This is a genomic window from Pseudohoeflea suaedae (genome assembly GCF_004354915.1).
Lineage (GTDB): Bacteria > Pseudomonadota > Alphaproteobacteria > Rhizobiales > Rhizobiaceae > Pseudohoeflea > Pseudohoeflea suaedae.
In genome coordinates this window covers 910357-929254 of sequence record NZ_SMSI01000001.1, presented here as the reverse complement: position 1 = coordinate 929254, position 18898 = coordinate 910357, and the positions used below count along the sequence as shown (strand labels likewise).

At 61.4% G+C, this 18898-nt stretch carries 19 protein-coding genes; 10 read left to right on the top strand and 9 right to left on the bottom strand.

Annotated elements, in window-relative coordinates; translation table 11 throughout:
* Positions 1–13 precede the first annotated feature (13 nt).
* Together E2A64_RS04315 and E2A64_RS04310 are read left to right on the top strand one after the other, a co-directional pair.
* Positions 14–925, top strand: a complete 912-nt coding sequence (locus E2A64_RS04315) for a diacylglycerol/lipid kinase family protein (RefSeq protein ID WP_158285678.1) — start codon at positions 14–16, stop codon at positions 923–925.
* Positions 922–2178 carry a DUF2254 domain-containing protein gene (locus E2A64_RS04310; RefSeq protein ID WP_133283179.1) on the top strand — a complete coding sequence of 419 codons (1257 nt, stop codon included), beginning with the start codon at positions 922–924 and terminating at the stop codon, positions 2176–2178. Before E2A64_RS04315 ends, E2A64_RS04310 begins: the two co-directional genes overlap by 4 nt.
* Positions 2179–2269: 91 nt before the next feature.
* Here E2A64_RS04310 and E2A64_RS04305 read toward each other — a convergent pair whose 3' ends face one another.
* From E2A64_RS04305 to E2A64_RS04290, 4 genes are all read right to left on the bottom strand, one after another.
* Positions 2270–2782, bottom strand: coding sequence for a Dps family protein (locus E2A64_RS04305; RefSeq protein ID WP_133283178.1), 513 nt, complete (start codon positions 2780–2782; stop codon positions 2270–2272).
* 55 nt (positions 2783–2837) lie between these two features.
* Positions 2838–3224: a hypothetical protein gene (locus E2A64_RS04300; protein ID WP_133283177.1), complete on the bottom strand. Its 387-nt coding sequence runs from the start codon at positions 3222–3224 to the stop codon at positions 2838–2840.
* A gap of 78 nt (positions 3225–3302) precedes the next feature.
* A complete protein-coding gene (locus tag E2A64_RS04295) occupies positions 3303–3638 on the bottom strand; it encodes an ElaB/YgaM/YqjD family protein (protein WP_133283176.1) in 336 nt (111 codons plus the stop codon).
* Between the two features lie 115 nt (positions 3639–3753).
* A complete protein-coding gene (locus E2A64_RS04290; RefSeq protein ID WP_133283175.1) occupies positions 3754–4920 on the bottom strand; it encodes a PRC-barrel domain-containing protein in 1167 nt (388 codons plus the stop codon).
* Positions 4921–5258: 338 nt separating this feature from the next.
* On the opposite strand from E2A64_RS04290, the gene E2A64_RS04285 reads away from it, so the two are divergent.
* Together E2A64_RS04285 and E2A64_RS04280 are read left to right on the top strand one after the other, a co-directional pair.
* A complete protein-coding gene (locus E2A64_RS04285; protein WP_133283174.1) occupies positions 5259–5612 on the top strand; it encodes a BLUF domain-containing protein in 354 nt (117 codons plus the stop codon).
* A 735-nt stretch (positions 5613–6347) separates the two neighbouring features.
* A complete protein-coding gene (locus E2A64_RS04280) occupies positions 6348–6671 on the top strand; it encodes a hypothetical protein (RefSeq protein WP_133283173.1) in 324 nt (107 codons plus the stop codon).
* A 77-nt stretch (positions 6672–6748) separates the two neighbouring features.
* Here the strand turns inward: E2A64_RS04280 and E2A64_RS04275 are convergent, their stop codons facing one another.
* Genes E2A64_RS04275 through E2A64_RS04265 form a run of 3 tightly spaced genes read right to left on the bottom strand, consistent with a single transcriptional unit; the run spans position 6749 to position 10536 of the window.
* Positions 6749–7960: a glycosyltransferase family protein gene (locus E2A64_RS04275; protein ID WP_133283172.1), complete on the bottom strand. Its 1212-nt coding sequence runs from the start codon at positions 7958–7960 to the stop codon at positions 6749–6751.
* Positions 7961–7975: 15 nt separating this feature from the next.
* Positions 7976–8749, bottom strand: a complete 774-nt coding sequence (locus E2A64_RS04270; protein ID WP_244598137.1) for an HAD-IIB family hydrolase — start codon at positions 8747–8749, stop codon at positions 7976–7978.
* Between the two features lie 8 nt (positions 8750–8757).
* The gene (locus tag E2A64_RS04265; RefSeq protein ID WP_133283170.1) at positions 8758–10536 is read right to left on the bottom strand and encodes a sugar phosphorylase; all 1779 of its coding nucleotides are present in this window, start codon (positions 10534–10536) and stop codon (positions 8758–8760) included.
* A gap of 138 nt (positions 10537–10674) precedes the next feature.
* On the opposite strand from E2A64_RS04265, the gene E2A64_RS04260 reads away from it, so the two are divergent.
* The 6 genes from E2A64_RS04260 (at position 10675) to E2A64_RS04235 (ending at position 17432) form a co-directional block, all read left to right on the top strand.
* Positions 10675–11139, top strand: a complete 465-nt coding sequence (locus E2A64_RS04260) for a YaiI/YqxD family protein (RefSeq protein ID WP_133284252.1) — start codon at positions 10675–10677, stop codon at positions 11137–11139.
* A 98-nt stretch (positions 11140–11237) separates the two neighbouring features.
* Complete coding sequence (gene alc, locus E2A64_RS04255) at positions 11238–12248, top strand: allantoicase (protein WP_133283169.1); 1011 nt, start codon at positions 11238–11240, stop codon at positions 12246–12248.
* Between the two features lie 106 nt (positions 12249–12354).
* A complete protein-coding gene (locus E2A64_RS04250) occupies positions 12355–13713 on the top strand; it encodes a uracil-xanthine permease family protein (protein WP_133283168.1) in 1359 nt (452 codons plus the stop codon).
* Positions 13714–13818: 105 nt separating this feature from the next.
* Complete coding sequence (locus E2A64_RS04245) at positions 13819–15024, top strand: glycosyltransferase family A protein (RefSeq protein ID WP_133283167.1); 1206 nt, start codon at positions 13819–13821, stop codon at positions 15022–15024.
* Positions 15021–16190 carry a glycosyltransferase gene (locus E2A64_RS04240; protein WP_133283166.1) on the top strand — a complete coding sequence of 390 codons (1170 nt, stop codon included), beginning with the start codon at positions 15021–15023 and terminating at the stop codon, positions 16188–16190. The genes E2A64_RS04245 and E2A64_RS04240 overlap by 4 nt, the downstream gene beginning before the upstream one ends.
* Before the next feature lie 39 nt (positions 16191–16229).
* Entirely contained in the window at positions 16230–17432 is a 1203-nt protein-coding gene (locus E2A64_RS04235) for an ATP-grasp domain-containing protein (protein ID WP_133283165.1), read from the top strand.
* Position 17433: 1 nt separating this feature from the next.
* Here the strand turns inward: E2A64_RS04235 and E2A64_RS04230 are convergent, their stop codons facing one another.
* Both E2A64_RS04230 and E2A64_RS04225 read right to left on the bottom strand, forming a co-directional pair.
* Positions 17434–18102, bottom strand: a complete 669-nt coding sequence (locus E2A64_RS04230; protein WP_133283164.1) for a class I SAM-dependent methyltransferase — start codon at positions 18100–18102, stop codon at positions 17434–17436.
* Entirely contained in the window at positions 18099–18884 is a 786-nt protein-coding gene (locus tag E2A64_RS04225) for an amidohydrolase family protein (RefSeq protein WP_133283163.1), read from the bottom strand. The genes E2A64_RS04230 and E2A64_RS04225 overlap by 4 nt, the downstream gene beginning before the upstream one ends.
* Positions 18885–18898 lie beyond the last annotated feature (14 nt).

Sequence of the window (18898 nt, the reverse complement as noted above, 5' to 3'; positions counted from 1 at the left end):
GGTCAGGTGGACCATGAAATTTCGTGCAATTCTGAACAAGGACGGCGGCACTCTCAAGAGTACCGATATCGACACATTCGGGGAGTTCATCAGGGAAACCTTCCAGGCGGCGGGAAATTCTATCGAGGTGCACCCTGTCAGCGGCGACGAACTGATCGACGCGCTTCAGAAAGCGTTCGATGACGACGCGGTCGAAGGCGTGATAGCCGGCGGTGGCGACGGCACGGTATCGGCGGCAGGTGGAATGGCGCTCAGGGGCGACAAGCCTCTCGGCATACTTCCCGCCGGAACGATGAACCTTTACGCCCGCGCGCTCGGCATTCCGCTCGATCTCGAGGATGCGGTTCGCGCACTGGCTCCGGGCAGGATCGGGAAGAGCGATATCGGACGCGCCAATGGACGCCCCTTCCTGCACCAGTTCTCGATCGGCTTTCACTCGCGCATGGTGGCCGAGCGCAACAGCTACAATTTCGCTTCCAAGCTTGGAAAGATCCGCGCTTCGATCATCGCTGCGCTCGACACGATCCGCAGGCCGCCTTCATTCCCGATCGACATGGAAGTCGACGGCAGGAAAATTCGGGAGAAGGTGAGTTCTCTGGCGGTGACCAACAACCCCTATGGCGAGGGGCACCTACCCTATGCAGACGACGTGACGAGCGGCATGCTCGGCATCTATTACGCCAGGCCGGCGACCGCCGCCGCCAATGCGAAGATGCTCGCCGACCTCACCTTCGGCAACTGGTCCAACAATCCCGACATCGTCCAGGAGGGCGGCCGGAAGGTCCACATCTCCTTCCCCCAGAAGCGGAAATCGGCAAAGGCCGTGATAGACGGCGAACTCGTCGATCTCGACCCATCCGTCGATATCGAGATCCTGCCGGGGGCACTCAAGGTCGTCCTCCCGCGGAATGAGGAAGAGGCATGAGGCTACGCGAACAGATCAGGCGGATGCCGCAGACCATTTTCGTGCTGCTGACGATGCCGGCGATGATCGCGCTCAGCATTGCCGCCATGCCGCTGCCGCTCTACTGGATCGACAGCAATTATGCCGAGGGCATCATGAGCCCGTTCGTGCTTCAGATCGATCCGGAGAGCGCACACACGCTTCTGTCCGCCGTGGCGACCGGCGCGGTCACCGCGCTCAGCCTCACCTACTCGCTCGTGCTGCTGGTCTTCACACTGGCTGCCGGCAATATCGGCCCGCGGCTGCTGCGCAGGTTTACCACGGAGCCGGTCAATCAGGTGACCGCCGGCATTCTCGGCGGCACGTTCCTCTACAGCCTCGTCACCATCATGATGATCCGAGAGGACTTCCTGCCGAAGATCACGATTTCCGTCGCAGGCTTTCTGGCCATCCTTTCGGTGGTGCAGCTCATCTATTTCGTCCGCCATGTTTCCACGACGGTGACGATCGACGACGAAATTGCGGCGATCTCCCGCAAGCTCTTCAAGGACATCGAAGAGCTGATGGACCGGGATGCGAAATGGGACATCGCCGAAGACGAACACGAATATAACTACTCCATCCCGGCCGGGAAGACCGGTTATGTCGGCCACATAGACGAACTCGAGGCGGTGCGGCGGGCCAAGGAGCTCGGGATCGCCATCCGTCTGGCCCAGCCAGCCGGCGACTATCTGCTCGAAGGGGAAAAGCTTCTGCTGACCACCCGAAAGGTGGAGGACGAGAATGAGGCAAAGGAACTGGCCATGCTCGTCAATATCGAGGAGTCGCGGTCGGATTCCCGCAATGTCGAATTTTCGATCAACCTGCTGATCGAGATATCGCTTCGCGCGCTTTCGCCGGGTGTGAACGACACCTATACGGCCCGCGCCTGCGTCGACAGCATCACCTATGCGCTCTCACAGCCGGTCCGAGAGGGGCTGCCGACATATCGGCGATGCGACGACGAGGAGAATTTGCGGCTCGTCATCCCCGGGCTTTCGCTGCAGGCAATGATGGACACCGCCTTTCATCCGCTGCGCCGCGCCTCGCGGGACAACATCATGATGGCCAGTGCCGTCGCATTGGCGCTCGACCGGCTCGCAGCGATTGCCTCGAAGGATTCGCTGCTGCTTATCCGCACGCACGCCGAACTCCTGATGAAGACCCTCGAACTCGAGAAGCACCCGGAAGAGGATCTCGAGCTGGTGCGCCGTCACCTCCCTTCCCTGTCCTGACACGCTGCACCGTTCCGGCAACTGAGCAACAAGAAAGGCCCGGCCGAATTGCTCGACCGGGCCTTTTGACGTGATGTCGATCGTCGTCCGATCAGGCGATATGCGCGCGCAGCATCCAGATTGCCTTCTCGTGGAAGGTCAGAAACTGGGTGAGCATGTCTTCGGTCACGAGGTCACCGGCGTCACCGGCCTTCTCACCGGCTTCACGCATGGTGCGCACGGCGGCTTCATGATCCTTGACGAGATCCTCGACCATCGCCTCGGCCGTCTTGTGGTTGAGCGACTTGCCATCGGGCGCGAAGCTCGAGGCATCGCCGAACTTCTCCGGCGCGAGATGACCGAGCGCACGGATACGTTCGGCGATCACGTCGGTCGCGGCGAAAAGAGCGTTATAGTGCTCTTCCGTCAGCTCGTGGAGCGGTTTGAAAAGGGGGCCCACGACGTTCCAGTGGTAGACATGGCTCTTGATCGTGAGCTTGTAGGTGGCGGCGAGAATGTCGGTCAGGCGACCGGTCATGTCATCGCGATAATCGGCTTCCAGACCCGTGTTGATATCCTGGGCGTGGCTTCTGGTCTTCAAGACAGCTGCAGCCTGACTGCTCATCGTCTATTCTCCCTGTTATCGGCCGTTACGGCTCAAGTTGATGTCATTTTGCATTTCATGCTTCGAAGTCGGAATCGTCGCCGGAGCCCGTTCCGAGAACCTTTGCCAGAAGCGCGCTCCCGCCGGCGGCTACCGCGAGCATCATCAACGGCCTGGACCGCATGATCATCGGCAAGGCGACAAGGGCCGCCGTGGTATAAAGCGACGACTTCGCTTCACGCGCCCGCGCCTTGCGACGCTCCACCCGCTCCAGCACCATGAGCGCCGCGATGACCAGCAGGGCCAGCGCCGCTATGATGCCCGCAACCGAGAGGGTGGCGGTGAGCGGGTCGGTCGTGCGCGAGAACCAGATCACGCCCGCAACGACCAGAAGCGCCCAGACGCTGACGAACAGAAGGCCCGCCAACGACAGAAAAATCGCCCGACGCTTGGCGCGTTTCATCCAGTATCCGGTCTCACCTGAGATCAGGCCGGAGAGTATCGACACTGCGGGATAAGGTACCCTCATGGCTGCCAGCTATTACCGGCGCGCGAGAAGTGCGACCAGGAAGCCGACGCCCGCAGCAGCGGCAATTGCCGTCAGCGGACGCTCGCGGACATGGCCGCTCACGGTCGCTTCGATCTCGTCCAGTTGCTCGCGCAAGTCGCGGATGGTGGCTTCCGACTGGCGACGAACCTGTTCGCCGCGCACGCGGGCGTTACCCTTGACGTCCTTGGCGATGACGGAGCCGGCATTCGACACGCTCTCGGCCAGCTTGCTCATTTCCGCTTTCAGGTGCGCGATCTGCGCTTCCATGTCGGCGCTGATATCGCCGGTCGCCTTGGGAGCGGAATTGGAAGTTGCTGCACGTGCCATGTTTATCTCCGTAAAATTAATTGAACTCGCTGATTCAACGTAATCGGCCTTGTGAAGTTCCAAAAAAAAGCCGGCCCAAAAGGCCGGCTTCTCAAGATTTCAAGGTTTTGGTTGCTTACGACTTGGTAGCCTTCAGCGAACCGGCTTCCTTGTCGTTCTTGTAGCTGTCTTCGTCGTAGGCAGCCTGCTGCTCAAGCTGATCCTGGGTGAACGGGGTGAAGACGACGATGTTACCCGATTCATCCTTGCGGAAGTCCAGATCGGACGCGTTCACGGCGACTTCCTTTTCGCCGATGCCGAGGAAACCGCCGACGTCAACGATGAAAGCTTCGATCTTCTCGTTGTCGCCGAGGATGATGTCGCCGATCTCACCGATCGATTCATTGTCCGAATTGTAGACGGTCGCACCGTCCAGTTCGTCGGCGGACATGGTGCCGGCATCGACAGTCTGCATGCTGTCGCGATCAACGGCGAGCTTTTCTTCAGCACCAGCGGTGGCGCTGTCGGTGGTGATCGCACCGGTGGTCATCTCGTCCGAAGACGTGTCGTCGGCCATTGCCTGCTCTTCATTGGCAGTCGTGTCAGCCGGGGCTTCAGCCATTTCTTCGGCCGGAGCGGCAGTCTCTTCGGCCGGAGCCTGGGCCGTTTCTTCAGCCGGAGCTGCGGCCGGATCAGCCGGGGCAGCGGCCATGCCGGTAGTGTCGGTCGCCATGCCCGAACCGTCAGCCGGAGCGGTCATTGCCGTGTCGGTGCCGGTATTTTCCGGAGTGGTCATCGCAGCGATATCGAATGCCGGAGCATTTTCGAGCGATTCCTTGGACGCGTCGAGAACGAAGCGCTCCTCGCCCTTTTCGCCGGTCACTTCGACCTTGTCGTACTGCACGGCGACGTTCTTCTCGCCGATGCCGAGGAAGCCGCCGACGCCGATCACGACAGCTTCGACCTGACCGTCCTTGGACAGGATGATGTCGTTGATGTCGCCAATGGCTTCAGCTTCTTCGCCGGTGCCGTTGTAGACCGAGGTGCCGATCAGGCGGTTGGCGAGAACGTCGCCGACCTCGGCAGTGTCGTAAATGCTGTCGCTCGGAAGAGCCTCTGCGGTCTGCTCGGTGCCTTCGACTTCGGCGCCGGCATTTGCATCGACCTGCGCGCCGGTGGCGGCAGTGCCTTCAGTCTGCATTGCGGGGTCAGCGGCCGGAGCCGTGGTGTCCTCGGACTGGGCGAACGCGCCGGTCTGCAGAATCGCGACCATGGCGGTAGTAGTCAACAGAGTGCGGATCATGATAGCCTCTCCTTGTATGTCTGATCGATGTACTGTCCGGCTCGCCATTTCGTTTTCCAGACCAAGTGTGCGAGTCGGACTTTTTTCGTCTTGCAGGGGAAGAACGTGAAGCCACGGCATTCGTTCCGTGAGAGTGCCGCTTCTCTTGAAGATATTTCCAAGGGACCCTGGGCGAGAGCAACGCGAGACCCCTTCCTCACCGTAGTTCCCCACGCACGCGCGCGCGATCTTATAAATCCCCGGAATTAGCAAAGTTAATTGCGGCCCTGCTCGCGCCGGTTCTAAACCCCGGGAATATACGAGCCCTCAAGGGCAAAATAATTTCAGGAAGGAAAGACATGTTTCGCTTGTTTTATGTCAGCACGGCTGCTCCGGATTTCACGCCGGGCGATATCAAGCCGCTGGTGGAGACCGCCTCAGCCAAGAACCGCGAGCTGGGGATTACCGGGGCCTTGAAGTTCAACGGCATCAATTTCGCCCAGGTTCTGGAAGGCGAGAAGGATGCGGTTCTGCGACTGATGTCGACGATCCGCTACGACAAGCGCCATACGGGCGTGATCGTCGTGGCAGAAGCCGAGGCTGACGACCGCATGTTCGGGCACTGGGACATGAGTTTCGTCGACGGGCTGGATTTTCAGGATTTCGTCAATGCGATGTCTTCGCGAGAGAAGACCCACGACCAAGACGCATGACCAAACGCCAGGAACCCCGTATGAGCGGGGTTCCTGGCGGGGCGCGAGACGCAATACTGACTTCGCGCACCCGATCGGATCGGCCCGGGAACGCAAAACATTTCACCCAGGCCAGAACTCTCGCCATGGGTCGCGATTGGACAGCGACCGCACGGATTGCGGCAGGGAGAAAAGTGTCTCCCCTTCGCCCTGAATGTGCCGGGGCTCTCCTTCGATTGCGTTCACGCCGTCCCGTAAAATTTTGCAGGTACCTTGATCCGCCCCGGCGCCCAGCGTCTGGTCTGGCAAGCCGCGTGCGATGGACCGGGCATGGGAGATACAGGAACAGGGGAATAGTGGCTGAATGGCTGCCGGGTTCGCTCCGTACATCCGGGAGCGGTTCACCCGGCAGCCGTTCGCCGCGCGCCATGTGAGGCCGCGTCATGGTCCCCCTCTGGACCTTCCATAGCAATGCATGGACCGTGCCAACTTGCGTTTCGCAAGATAATTCACTCATTTCGGAGAGAAAAAGGCCGCCCGAGCAGCCACCACTCACGAAATGCCAAGATATTGACCATCCAAATCCTGCGTTCTGCCTTCTCTTTGTGCTGGCGGGCAGAAACACAGCTGCGTGATGGGTGAAATTGCATCCGCTTTTTTGGGAACTAACGTGGGAGCCGTTGGTTATCTCCGTGACAATACGAAGCCGGGACGAACCCGGCCGACAACAAAAACAAAGACACGAAGGATCAGACCATGAAAACGTTCATCAAGATCGCAGCCGCTTCTGCAATTGCCCTTTCCGCCGCTGCCGCACCGGCACTGGCCAAGTCGACCGCTCTCGACACCACCACCTACTGGGAAGAAAATGCCCAGGAAGTTCAGCCGGGCGTCTACAAGCTGATGTATGATGCCGACGCCAAGGCCATGCGCAGCGACGACGACTTCGCCGCCATGTGGGGTGAAGCATCCGCCGAAGACCAGGAAGCGTTCAAGGCTGCCTGCTCGGAATGGGAACAGGACGAAGCCCTGTTCTCCGACAGCGTCAGCGCACGCTGCAAGATGGCTGTCGCTCCGTAATAGCCAGCCATAACAAGTTTGAAGATGCCAGGCCTTCGTGCCTGGCATTTTTTTGCCGCCAATCCGGTGGTACCGCTTCAGGCGTTGTCTTCCTCGACCGCCGCGCGCAGCGCACGCATGATGTCGGGTTCAGCCGAACGTACCCGGCTCCAGTTCGCGATGAACGGCGTCTCCATCGGATTGTCGATGAAGGTCTTGCCGGCTTCCATGATGTTGGCCGCGAACAGTTCGACGGCCTGCTCTTCCTTGTGCCGGTCGAGATGCAGGCCGTTCATCATCGCGTCGTTGTAGTACATTTCGATCATGTCGAGCGCGATGCGGTAATAGACCGCCTTGATGGTGCGGAAAGTGCCGCCCGTAAACTCCATTCCCTCGGTGGCGAGCTTGCGGAACAGCGACTTCGAAATATCCATCGACATGCGCGAAAGACCACGGCTTGCGTCCTCCTGCGACAGCGGCTGATGCTTGTGGTCGTAGGTATCGGCGATATCGACCTGGCAGATCGCATGGCGCGAGAGATTGCGAGAAACTTCCGACAGAACGCCGATTTCCAACCCCCAGTCGGAAGGAATGCGGATCGAGGAAAGCACCGACGTGCGCATGGCGAACTCGCCCGCGAGCGGGTAGCGGAACGCCTGCAGGTAATCGACGTAATCCGTCCGGCCACAGGTCTTTTCGATCGCCATGAGGAGCGGCGTGACCAGAAGGCGTGTCACCCGGCCGTTCAGCTTGCCGTCGGCGACACGCGGGTAAAAGCCCTTGGCGAAGTAGTAGGGGAAGGAGGGATTGGCGAGCGGATAGACCAGCCGCGTGAGCATTTCCTTCGAATAGGTGACGATATCGCAGTCATGCAGCGCGACGATCTCGCTGTCACGGCAGGCCAGATTATACCCCATGCAGTACCAGACGTTCCGCCCCTTCCCCAGTTCCTGCGGCGCAAGTTCCTTTTCGGCGAGACGATTGTGGATCTCGGTCAGGCGCGGGCCGTCATTCCAGAGGATCGAATGCTTCTGCGGCAGACGTGAGAAATATTGCTTGGCGAAGGCGAACTGCTCGGCATTGGCGCGGTCGAGACCAATGACGATGTGATTGAGATAGCGCACGTCCGATAGCGTATTGACGATATTGTCGAGTGCCGGCGCCTCCAGTTCCGAGAACAGGGAGGGGAGGATCAGGTTGATCTTCCGGGTCGCGCTGAATGCCTCGACATGGCGCTCGAGATCGGAGGACGACCAGGTTCCGAAATTGTGCAGGGTCGCCACGTGGCCGGGTTGCTGAAAATCGCCCATTGATGCTCCAGTTCGTCAGCGCGTATCGAGAACGCGCAGCATTTCTTCATTCCATCCTTCGGGACCGAACTTCACCGAACGGATGATCTTTCCGCTCACCTCGCTCCCGAGGGATCCGATCCCCGCATGTGCACGGTTTGCGATTATGATCCCGAGGTCGGCGTTCTCCAACATCGGGACGTCGTTCGGCGCGTCGCCGAGCGCCACGGTCTTCGGAACTTTGCCGGCATCGGGATACATCGCAAGGACAGCTTCCATCCGCGATGCCTTCGTCGAACCATGCGACAGGGTGAAGAACCGCCCTCCCCTCACACCCGTAATTCCCGACTTCGAAAGCCGGGTAACGAATTCCTCGAGCTCCGTATCGGAACCGGACCAGACGCCGGGCTCCGAGAAGCGCCGCCTCGCTGCCTTCTCGGCCTGTTCCGGCGCCAACCCGGTGCGGCGCGCGATTTCCGCGATGCCCCAATCGGAAAAACCCTCGAAACGAGAGCGCAGTCGCTCAGGCAGATCGGAAAGAGCGGCCCGGATCGCCTCATGCGCCGATCCATCGCAGGTCTCACCGCTTTCACCCGCCTGCAGAAGTCCGGCACCGTTTTCCACGATTGCCGGGCAATGGGCAAAGCCCATAGCCTCCCGCAGCGGCGCGATCTCGGCGGCTGTCTTGGAAGACGCCAGCACCAGAACGTGCCCTTCGGATTTCAGCCGTTCGAGCGCCGGTTTCGCCGCGTCGAACGAATAGGTCTCGTGGTCCAAGAGCGTGCCGTCCAGATCAGAAAACACGATCATGCGAGAGGTCATGAGGGCTTTCGGTTGTTGGTGATCCAGCGCGCCTGATAGGGGCGGAAGGATATATCGGTGGCGTTCATCCGGATGATTTCACCGGTCAGGATGTCCTCCCAGTGATCGCCGCCAATCAGGTTCAGCGACATCAATGGAATGGTCGTCTCTTCCGCGGTGAGATTGAAGATCGCGAAAATGCTCTGCGAGCGGTCGAGGCTCTGGCGCCAGAAGCCGAAGAACTGTTCCCCCAGCTGCAGGGTGAATTGCGTGGCGTTCGGATGAAACGCTTCCTGGCGGGAACGGATCTGAAGCATCGACTTGATGGTCGTGAAGGTGCGCGCCGGCAGGCTGGTTTCATCAGCAAGATCGTCGAGCAGGGTCGCGGAATCGATCGCCCTGCGGTTGATGGCGCGATTGTAGCCAAGCCGCCCGACGCCTTCGAGATCGTTGCGACTTGCCACGAGCGAGTGAATGTAGAAGGCCGGGATGCCTTCCAGCGACAAGACGATCGCCTGGCTCAGGATGAAGCGTTCGAACTGATACTCGTCCGGCCCTTCGGTCGTGCCCGCTAAGGCATCGTAGAGGGAGACGTTGATCTCGTAGGGCTTCTTGCCGCCGTCGGGCAGCGAACGATAGCTCACCAGTCCACCGAAGCTCTCGATCGCGGCAATCATGCCGCCGATCTCCTCATCCGGTATCAACCCCTCTGCCGGGCGGACGCCGATGCCGTCGTGAGAGGCGGAGAAATTGAAATAGGCGCAGCCGAGCTGAGCCGGCGGCATGCGCATCTGCCAGGCATTGAGATAGCGCGAAGTGCCGTTCAGCAGTGCATGAAGCAGCAGCGGAGGCAGAGAGAAATTGTAGATCGCATGCGCTTCGTTGCGATTGCCGAAATAGGAGAGATTTTCCAGGTTCGGAACGTTGGTCTCGGTGATGAGGATGATCAGCTCGGGATGGAAATCGGCCAGAAGCCGGACCAGCCGGATGATGGCATGGGTCTGCGGCAGGTGGATGCAGGTGGTGCCGAGTTCCTTCCAGATGAAGGCCACCGCATCCATGCGGATCGTCCGCACCCCGCGCGCGACATGATAGGACAGGATGTCCATGAACTCGACGAGCACATCGGGATTGGAAAAGTCGAAATCCACCTGGTCGTGACTGAACGTGCACCAGACGTGCTTCACGCCGTTGGCCGTCTCGACCTCCCTCAGGAGCGGATGGGTCCGTGGCCGCGTCACCATGCTCACATCATCGGTCGGCAGGGCTTCGTAGAAGAACCTGTCGTAAGGCGCGTGCCCCTGAAGATAGTCGCTGAACATCTTCGACTGGCTTGAACAGTGGTTGAGCACAAGGTCGCTCATCAGCCGGAACTTCGATGCGATGCGACCGATATCCTCCCATGAGCCGAGGCGGCTATTGACCTCGCGATAGTCGGTGACCGCGAAACCGTCATCGGATGTGAACGGAAAATAGGGAAGGATGTGAATGCCCTTGAAGACAGGGGCGAGATGGGTCTCGGCAAAGTGCCGCAAGACGTCGAGCGGATTGTGCTCGCCGTCATAGATCGTGTTGCCGTAGGTAATGACGTAGTTGTCGCGCTCGCTCCAGAAACTGTTGCCGGGTACGCGCGCACGCCGGCGCGGAGCGGAACTGCCGTAAAAGGCATCGATGACCGTTTGGACGAGCTCGTCGGACGCCTTGTCCGGATAGATGAAATCGAGAAGCTGGCGCACGCCGTGCCTGAGCCTGGACGGCGCATCGATTGCGGTTTTCTCGATCTTTTCAGAGTTCATCTGGGGCGGGTCACGCTAATCCGTTGATGCTGCATTGCGGGATGATGCAATGCGAGCCCGCCCATTGCAAGTCCGCAGCCGGCCATCGGCCGCCGGGATGCGATTGACATCATGGGCGTCAGCCCGCAAACCGCCCGCATGGACAACGCACTGAAAATTCTCGTGGACGCCGACGCCTGCCCGGTCAAGGCGGAGATCATCAAGGTCGCGCAACGGCTGGAGATCGAAACCGTTTTCGTCGCCAATTCCTGGCTGCGCCTGGAAAGGGACCCGCTGATCTCGATGGTCGTGGTACCCGGCAATTTCGATGCCGCCGACGACTGGATTGCCGAACGCGCCGACGGGAACACGATCGTTATCACCGCCGATATTCTTCTCGCCGAGCGCTGCGTAACCGCAAATGCCTGGGCCGTTCTCGGACCCAATGGCAAGCCGTTCACAGCCAACTCCATCGGCATGGCGGTGGCGACCCGCGCCATCATGTCCGATCTCAGGGCTGGCGGCGCGCAAGTCGGTGGCCCGCCACCGTTTTCCAAGGCCGACCGGTCGGCCTTTCTCTCCGCGCTCGACCTCGCCATCATGCGGCACTGTCGCCGGGGTTGAACCAAGCCTGCCCTTGCCGGATCGCGAGAAAAAGGCCAGAAAAAAGAACGCGGGCTTTCGCCCGCGTCCATCGACGCATCTTTCGCAAGGATCCCCGCATGAGCATGAGCCCTGAAATCCAGGTTCCCGACTTCGTCCGCAAGGGCATCAACCTGGCCTCGGCGGGCCTCGGCGCCAGGGGGCTTCACGCCACCGACGAATTCTTCGCTCCGCTCGAACGCATGCTGCAGGATACGCCGCCGGTCTTCATTCCAGACAAGTACGACGATCACGGCAAGTGGATGGACGGCTGGGAAACCCGCCGCAAGCGCGTGCTCGGCCACGACTTCGCCGTCGTTCGCCTCGCCGTTCCCGGTCGCATCCACGGCTTCGACGTGGACACCGCATTCTTTACCGGCAACTATCCGCCCGCCTGCCGGATCATGGCCTGCTCGGTCGAGAACGACCCTGTCGAGGGAACGGAATGGACCGAAATCCTGCCGACCGTGCCGCTCGGGCCGAACAGCCACCATTTCTTCGAGTGCGCCTCGGGTGAAAGCTGGACGCATATACGTCTGCACATCCTGCCGGACGGAGGCGTGGCGCGGCTGAGGGTCTATGGCCAGCCGAAGATCGATCCCAAACATGCGGAAGGCGATGATTTCGAGCTGACGGCGGCGCTCAACGGCGCGCGCATCGTCGGCTTTTCGGATGCGCATTACGGCGCCTATCACCGGATCCTGGCACCCGGCCGGGGCGAGAACATGGGCGATGGCTGGGAGACGAGCCGCCGGCGCGTGCCCGGAAACGAATGGATGGTCATAGCGCTCGCCCAGCGCGGCACCATCTCCCGCGCCATCGTTGACACCGCCAATTTCAAAGGCAATTTTCCCGATCAGTGCTCGCTGCAGGCCGCCGACATGAGCGCCTACGGATCGGACGCCGACCAGGCCGTCATCACCTCGTCGATGTTCTGGCCGACGGTTGTTGCCAATCAGAAGCTCAAGGCCGATCATGTCCATGATCTCAGCGCGTTCATCGAGACTGTCGGGCCCGTAACGCATGTGCGGCTCAACATCTATCCAGACGGCGGCGTCAGCCGCCTGAGGCTGTTCGGACGGATAGGCTGATCGGATACCCGCGCTGCCGACAGGCGTTCCGCGCAAGACGGAAACAGGCAGCGCGGAGATGAGGGGAGCAAACGGCAGGGCGGGTCAGTTCAACGGGGGATAACTCATGACTGATGCGACCATGGGAACGGCCGAACAACGGCGCGATCCGAATTTCACACCGCCACTGGCGCAGGCCGTGCCGCTCGGCATCCAGCATATTCTCGCGATGTTCGTGTCCAACGTGACGCCGGCCATCATCATTGCCGGCGCGGCGGGGATCGGTTTCGGCTCGGATCAGGGCGCGCTGGGCTTCCCGGACATGACCTACATGATCCAGATGTCGATGCTGTTTGCCGGCATCGCCACGCTGTTCCAGACCATCGGCTTCGGCCCCGTCGGCGCGCGCCTGCCGATCGTCCAGGGCACCAGCTTCGCCTTCGTTCCGATCATGATCCCGGCTGTCGCGGGGCTCGGCACCGCGGGTCTCGCCGGGCTGATGACCGGGATCATCGTCGGCGGATGTTTCCACTTCTGCCTCGGTTTCATCGTCGGCAAGATCCGGCATGCCCTCCCGCCTCTGGTGACGGGTCTCATCGTGCTGATGATCGGCCTGGCGCTGATCCGGGTCGGCATCCAGTACTCCGCCGGCGGCGTGCCATTGATGGGCAAGCCGGAATTCGGCTCTCTCTCGATGTGGTTCCCCGCGCTCGTCGTGATCGTGGTCACGCTCGCGATCAAGTTCTTCACCCGCGGCTTTCTCGCCGTCGCCGCCGTGCTGATCGGCATTCTGGCCGGCTACGTCGTCGCGCTGCTGATGGGTCAGGTCAGTTTCGGCAATGTCGGCCGGGCGAGCTTCTTCGAGCTTCCCATGCCTTTCAAGTGGGGTTTCGAGTTCAACATCGCCATCGTCATCGGCATGTGTTTCATGGCGGTGATCTCGGCGATCGAGACCGTTGGCGACACGTCGGGCATCACCAAGGGTGGCGCGGGACGCGAAGCCACCGACGAGGAGCTCGAAGGCGCCACGTTCGCCGACGGACTCGGCACCGCGGTGGCCGGCGTCTTCGGTGGCCTGCCCAACACCTCCTTCTCACAGAATGTCGGGCTGATCGCCATGACCGGGCTCATGAGCCGCCATGTCGTCACCATCGGCGCGATCTTCCTCATCGTCTGCGGCTTCATTCCGAAAATCGGCGCCGTCATCAACACCGTGCCGATCAACGTTCTCGGCGGCGGCGTCGTGGTGATGTTCGGCATGGTCTGCGCGTCGGGCGTGCGAATGCTGGCCGACGTGAACTGGAACCGCCGCAACATGGTGATCTTCGCGATCTCGCTATCGATCGGCCTCGGCCTGCAACTCGAACCGAGCGCGCTCCAGCATCTGGGCAACACGGCCCAGATGCTGCTGACGACAGGGCTTCTGCCCGCGGCCACGATTGCAATCATTCTCAACCTCGTCCTTCCCGAAGAAATCGACGAGTGACGCAGAACGCATCTCCGACGGGCGCGACACCTGTCCGCCCGTCGGCAAGCATGACACAAGCTTGATTTGAGACTTTCCGGGCCGACAAGCCGCGGAAACCGAGTGATGACAGACCTGACGATTTGCGTGCCGACACGGAACCGGCAGCGCTATTGCATAGAAACCATACGGGCTCTCGCACAAAACGAGGGCCAGGATTTCGAGGTCGTCGTCGCCGACAATTCCGATGATCCTTCGGTGCTGGCCGAATTTTTCGCAAACGATTTCCACGATGACCGTTTCCGGTTGCTGCCGCCGGGCGAGCGCGTCTATTCCATGGTCGACAACTGGGAAAGGACCATTCCCGAAACGTCGGGTCGCTGGATCGTCGTCATCGGCGCCGACGACTACATCGATCCGCGCGTCACCGGTCTGCTGAAAAGCTTCGAGAAGCTCTACAACGGTGTGGAGGCGATCGGCTGGAGCCGGATGAACTTCAACTGGCCGGATAACCGCACCCGCCCGACACTGGCGACCATACCCTGCGCATTCAGCGTCCTCGTCGGACGAAAGAAGCCGGACCAGGACAGGCTCTACCGCTGGAGCGAACGGGACAGACGCCCATCGGCCGGCTTCGGGATCTATCACGGAGCGGTCAAGCGCACGCTGATGGAACGCATCAAGCGCAAATTCGGCAACCGCTATTTCGAACATCCCAATGTCGACTACGACAATTCCTGCAAGGTGCTGGCCGAAGCAAAGCTGATGGTTCACTGCCAGCGCGGTTTCTCGGTTCTCGGCGCTTGCGCCTCCTCGAACTCGGCCGCGGCGCAGAACCGCGACATCCGGCTCGAGCGCACACGCATCTTCATCGAGGAAACGAAGGGGAACGTGCCGCCGCAACATCCGGACTTTCCGTTCACGATATCGGATGAAACCAGCTCGGTCTGCGTGAGCGTGGCCCACACGACCTACTGGTTCTGCAAGACCTACGGCTTCGACCTCACCGGCTTCCCCGAGAATTTCGCCGCCGCAGCGACCAAGGAATGCCTCAGTTCGCGCGACAAGGAAGAATACGAGCAGAAGGTCGCCGCATTTCGCCGCGGTTTTGCGGAATGGGAAGGCGGGAAATGGGCATCGGCCTTCGCTCCGCCGCCCTTCGCGCCCGGCGAACGGATCCTCAACCAGACGAGCGGCGTGATCGGCAAGGTGCTCTATATTCGTGAAAACACGCTCAAGGTCGAGACACCCGGAGAATTCTACCGTTTCGGCGAACACGCCATGCTGCCGGTCGATCTCGTGATCTCCGGCGCAAGGACTTTTGCGCGATGACCATTCTGTCGATCTGCATTCCGACGCGCAACAGGCAAGCCTATGCCATTGACGCCGCGCGCCACATGCTCAAGTCGGAGCGTGACGATTTCGAGATCGTCATCGGCGACAACTCGGATGATCCCCGCCCCATATCGGCCTTCGTCGCGGAAGCGGCCGACAGCCGGCTCAAGATGATACCGCCTGCGGATCGACCGCTGACGATGCTGGAAAACTGGGAGCGGATCGTTCCCGAGACATCCGGAGAATGGATCACCTATATCGGGGACGACGATTACGTCGATCCTGAACTCTGCGAGATCATCCGGGTGGCGACCGCACGGGTGGAGACCGTGGATTCGATCTCCTGGGGCCGGGCCTACTACACATGGCCGGACGCGCGCGCGGAGCGGGAGATCACGACGCTGCCGACCTCGAGCCATCTGCACGGTCTGGAGAAAAAGGACCTGATGAAGCGGATGTTCTTCTGGGACCAGGCGACGGACCGTCCCGGCTGCCCGTTCGGCATCTATCACGGCACCATTCGCCGCAGCCTTCTCGAGCAGATCAGGGAAACCTTCTCCGGCCGCTATTTCGAGCATGGCAACCTGGACTACGACAATATCTGCAAGGTGGTGATGCTGGCGCGCAACTTCGTCCTGTGGGAACGCCCGCTCTCGGTCTTCGGCACCTGCCGCGCCTCCAATACCATGGCCTTGCGCGATCGAAGCCTCGCGGCGGAACGCTCCGCGCAGTTTCTCGCCGAGAACGCGGAGGGCTTTTACGCGGACGGCTTCCCGTTCCCCGCAGATCTCGGAATTACCGCCTCCATCGGCCACACGATCGAGCGCTTCAAGCAGAAATACGGGATCGAACTGTCCGGTTGGGAAGACAATTTCATCGCAGCATGCGCGAAGGACTGCGAGACCACCGTCGACAGGGACCAATTCGATGCCCGAAAAAGCGCCTATGGCGAAGCCATTGCCGAATGGCGCGGCAAGGATGCTCTCAAGAGCTTCAGGCCGGAGTTCAAATGGCGCCCCGAAGTGCCGCGCTATGTCGGGCTGCACGAAGACAAGCTCTATATCGACATGGGCATGGGCGACACCGGAAGCGCCGGCGAATATTACGAGATGATCGATGGAATGCTGTTTCCCGTTCACCTGCTCGAGGGCCGGCTCAAATAGGGCTGCACCTTGCCGTTTCGTCTGCCTTGAGGGCTCTCCATGACCCACGCTCACACACGGAAAGCGACGATCCTGCTGCTTGCGGCCGGCGAGCCTCTGGTCAAGGCGATCGAGAGCCTGAAACGGGGCGGGTTTCGCGTCATCGCGATGGACCGCAACGAAGACGCGCCGGGCCATGCCATCGCCGACGGCAGCATTTTCGGCAGCATCGAGGACGCCGATGCGGTGACCGAGGCGGCGCGCGGCTGTGGCGCCGACCTCGTGATGGCCGCGACCGAGGCCGGCGTTCTGGCAGCCGCTACCGCAAGCCAACAACTCGGCCTGCCGGGTATCGGGGTCGAGGTTGCGCTCAACTGCCTCGACAAGGGCAGGATGCGCCAGGCCTGGAAACAGGCAGGCCTGTGTCAGCCCGATTTTCGACTGGCGGATACGGAAGACGGGCTTCGTCGCGCCGTGCACGACATCGGGCTGCCCGCCGTGATCAAACCCCGCCGGTCCTGGGCGAGCAAGGGGGTTTCGGTGGTCACCCGCCACGACCAGCTCGACGAGGCGATCGACGGCGCGCTCCGCCACTCGGGTTCACACGGCTGCATCGTCGAACGCTTCATCGACGGCCCTCTCCTGACCTGCGACGGCTTCGTCAACGACGGTCATGTGACGTTCAGCATGATCGGCGACGTCGAGTTTCAGGACCATGACCGCTACCGGGTGAACATGAGCCTCAATTACCCGGCAAATTATCCGGCGGCGGTGATCGCGGAGGCGCGCGCGCTCGTTGCCGGGGCCATCGAAGCCGTCGGCCATCGCCAGGGCGCCTTTCATTGCGAGTGCATTGTTTCGGACGACGGCGTCCATCTCGTCGAAATCGGTGCGCGCCCCGGCGGCGGACATCTGTTCGCCCATGCGATCGAACAGGCAAGCGGCCTCGATGCGCCCGTGGTTCTCGCCCGGCTTCTCCTGCGGTGGGATGTCGATCCCGCGCCACGGAAGTCCGGAGGCGCCTGCTACCGGTTTCTCGCGGCACCCGCGGGGCGCTTCATTGCTGCTGATGGCCTTGAGGCGGCGAGGAACCATCCGGGTGTCGCAACGATCGGACTGACCATCCGGCCCGGTGACACGGGAGGAGCGGTCAGCCATGACAATGCCCGTCATGGCTGGGCAGTGACCGGCGGCGCCGATCGCCAGGAGGCACTTGAACGCGCCAGGGCTGCTCTCGCCGCCATCCGGCTCGAAATGGAATGACCTAGCCGCAATCCGCCTCGAAGGGCGCAAAAACCGTCAGATCGCCGAAATCGCTGCGCTTGTCGACGAAGACCGTGAATTCGAAGGGCATGTAGTCGTGCCGGATCTCGACACGCCGCGAATGGGACAAGGCGAGATCGAGAACCCATGCGGGGCTGGCGTAGTAGTTCCCGGCGTTGCGGTGATTGACCCGGTCCGACAGGAAGTTGATCGCGAAGCCACAACGCGAGGACGCGTCGAAGAGTTCGAACGTCCGGCGGATATAGGCTTCGTTGTCCGTGAGCGCGTAATTGTGCGCGCCTGACGAGACGATGACGTCATAGACCCTGTCCAGCCCATCCTCGATCGGCGAACCGGCTTCCAGATCGAGATGCGGAAAGACCCTGCGGCCCGCGGCGACCAGATCCTCGCTCAAGTCGATACCGTGATAATCGACGTCGAGGCCGCGCGCTGCGCAATAGACGGCAAGATCGCCAAAGCCGCAGCCGAAATCCAGAAGGCTCGCCGAGCCGTCGAGCGGATCGGGGCCGCCGAACCAGTAATCCACCAGGATCTTGTAGCGAAGGCGATGCTTGGGCTTGGTCCAGCCCAGCGTCTCGGGCGAATAACCCGTTTCGGCCAGCCGCGCGGCATACATCGCCCGCATCCGGTCCCATTCGTCATCCTTCATTCGGCGGGCTCCGGCAAGCGCAGGAAACGGCTCAGATTGTTGAACCCCACATTGGCGCGCTCTTCGGGGGACAATCCAGCGGACAGCGCGTCGAAACGGGTGCGCACCTCCGCATGGGTGTATTCGGGGTGGTCGACACCGAAACAGGTGCGGCGGTTGAAACCGCGCATGACATAGGCGAGATCGAGATCGAGCGAGCTGCCGGTGTATTTCATCATGGTGAAGGACAGGTCGATCAGGATGTTGGGCGAATGTCTCACCAGCTGCATGTAGCGCATGAGCTCCACGTCGCCGCCATGCAGCAGGACGAGGCGGATGTCCGGCACTGCGCGCAATGCGCGGGCCAGGCCATAGAGGGGATCTTCCAGCGGCGCCCGCTCCACCGGACCATGGCAGTAGGTGCAGAGAAAGACCGGCAGATCGACGGCGCGGGCGGCCCGGAAGGCCTCGATCAGGCAATCATCGCCCATGGCAAAGGCGGAAAGTCGCGGATGCAGCTTGATGCCGCTGAAACCGAGCTGCTTGACCCGGCGCAGCTCGGCCACGAGATCGCCACGCGGATCGATCCCGGCGATCGGGACGAGTTCGGCATAAGGCCGGCAGGCCTCGATGAAGGCCTCGTGCTCATAGCCCTCGACACCGGCCAGGCCAACGGCACAGGCACGGCTGTAACCGCTTTCGCGCAGGCGCTTGACGAGCGCCTGCCAGCCGGCATCGAGATCGCGCGCGAACCATCGACCGCTCAGGGTGGGATGGGACAGGGAATCGAACAATCCGCTCATGCCGCCCCCGAAAT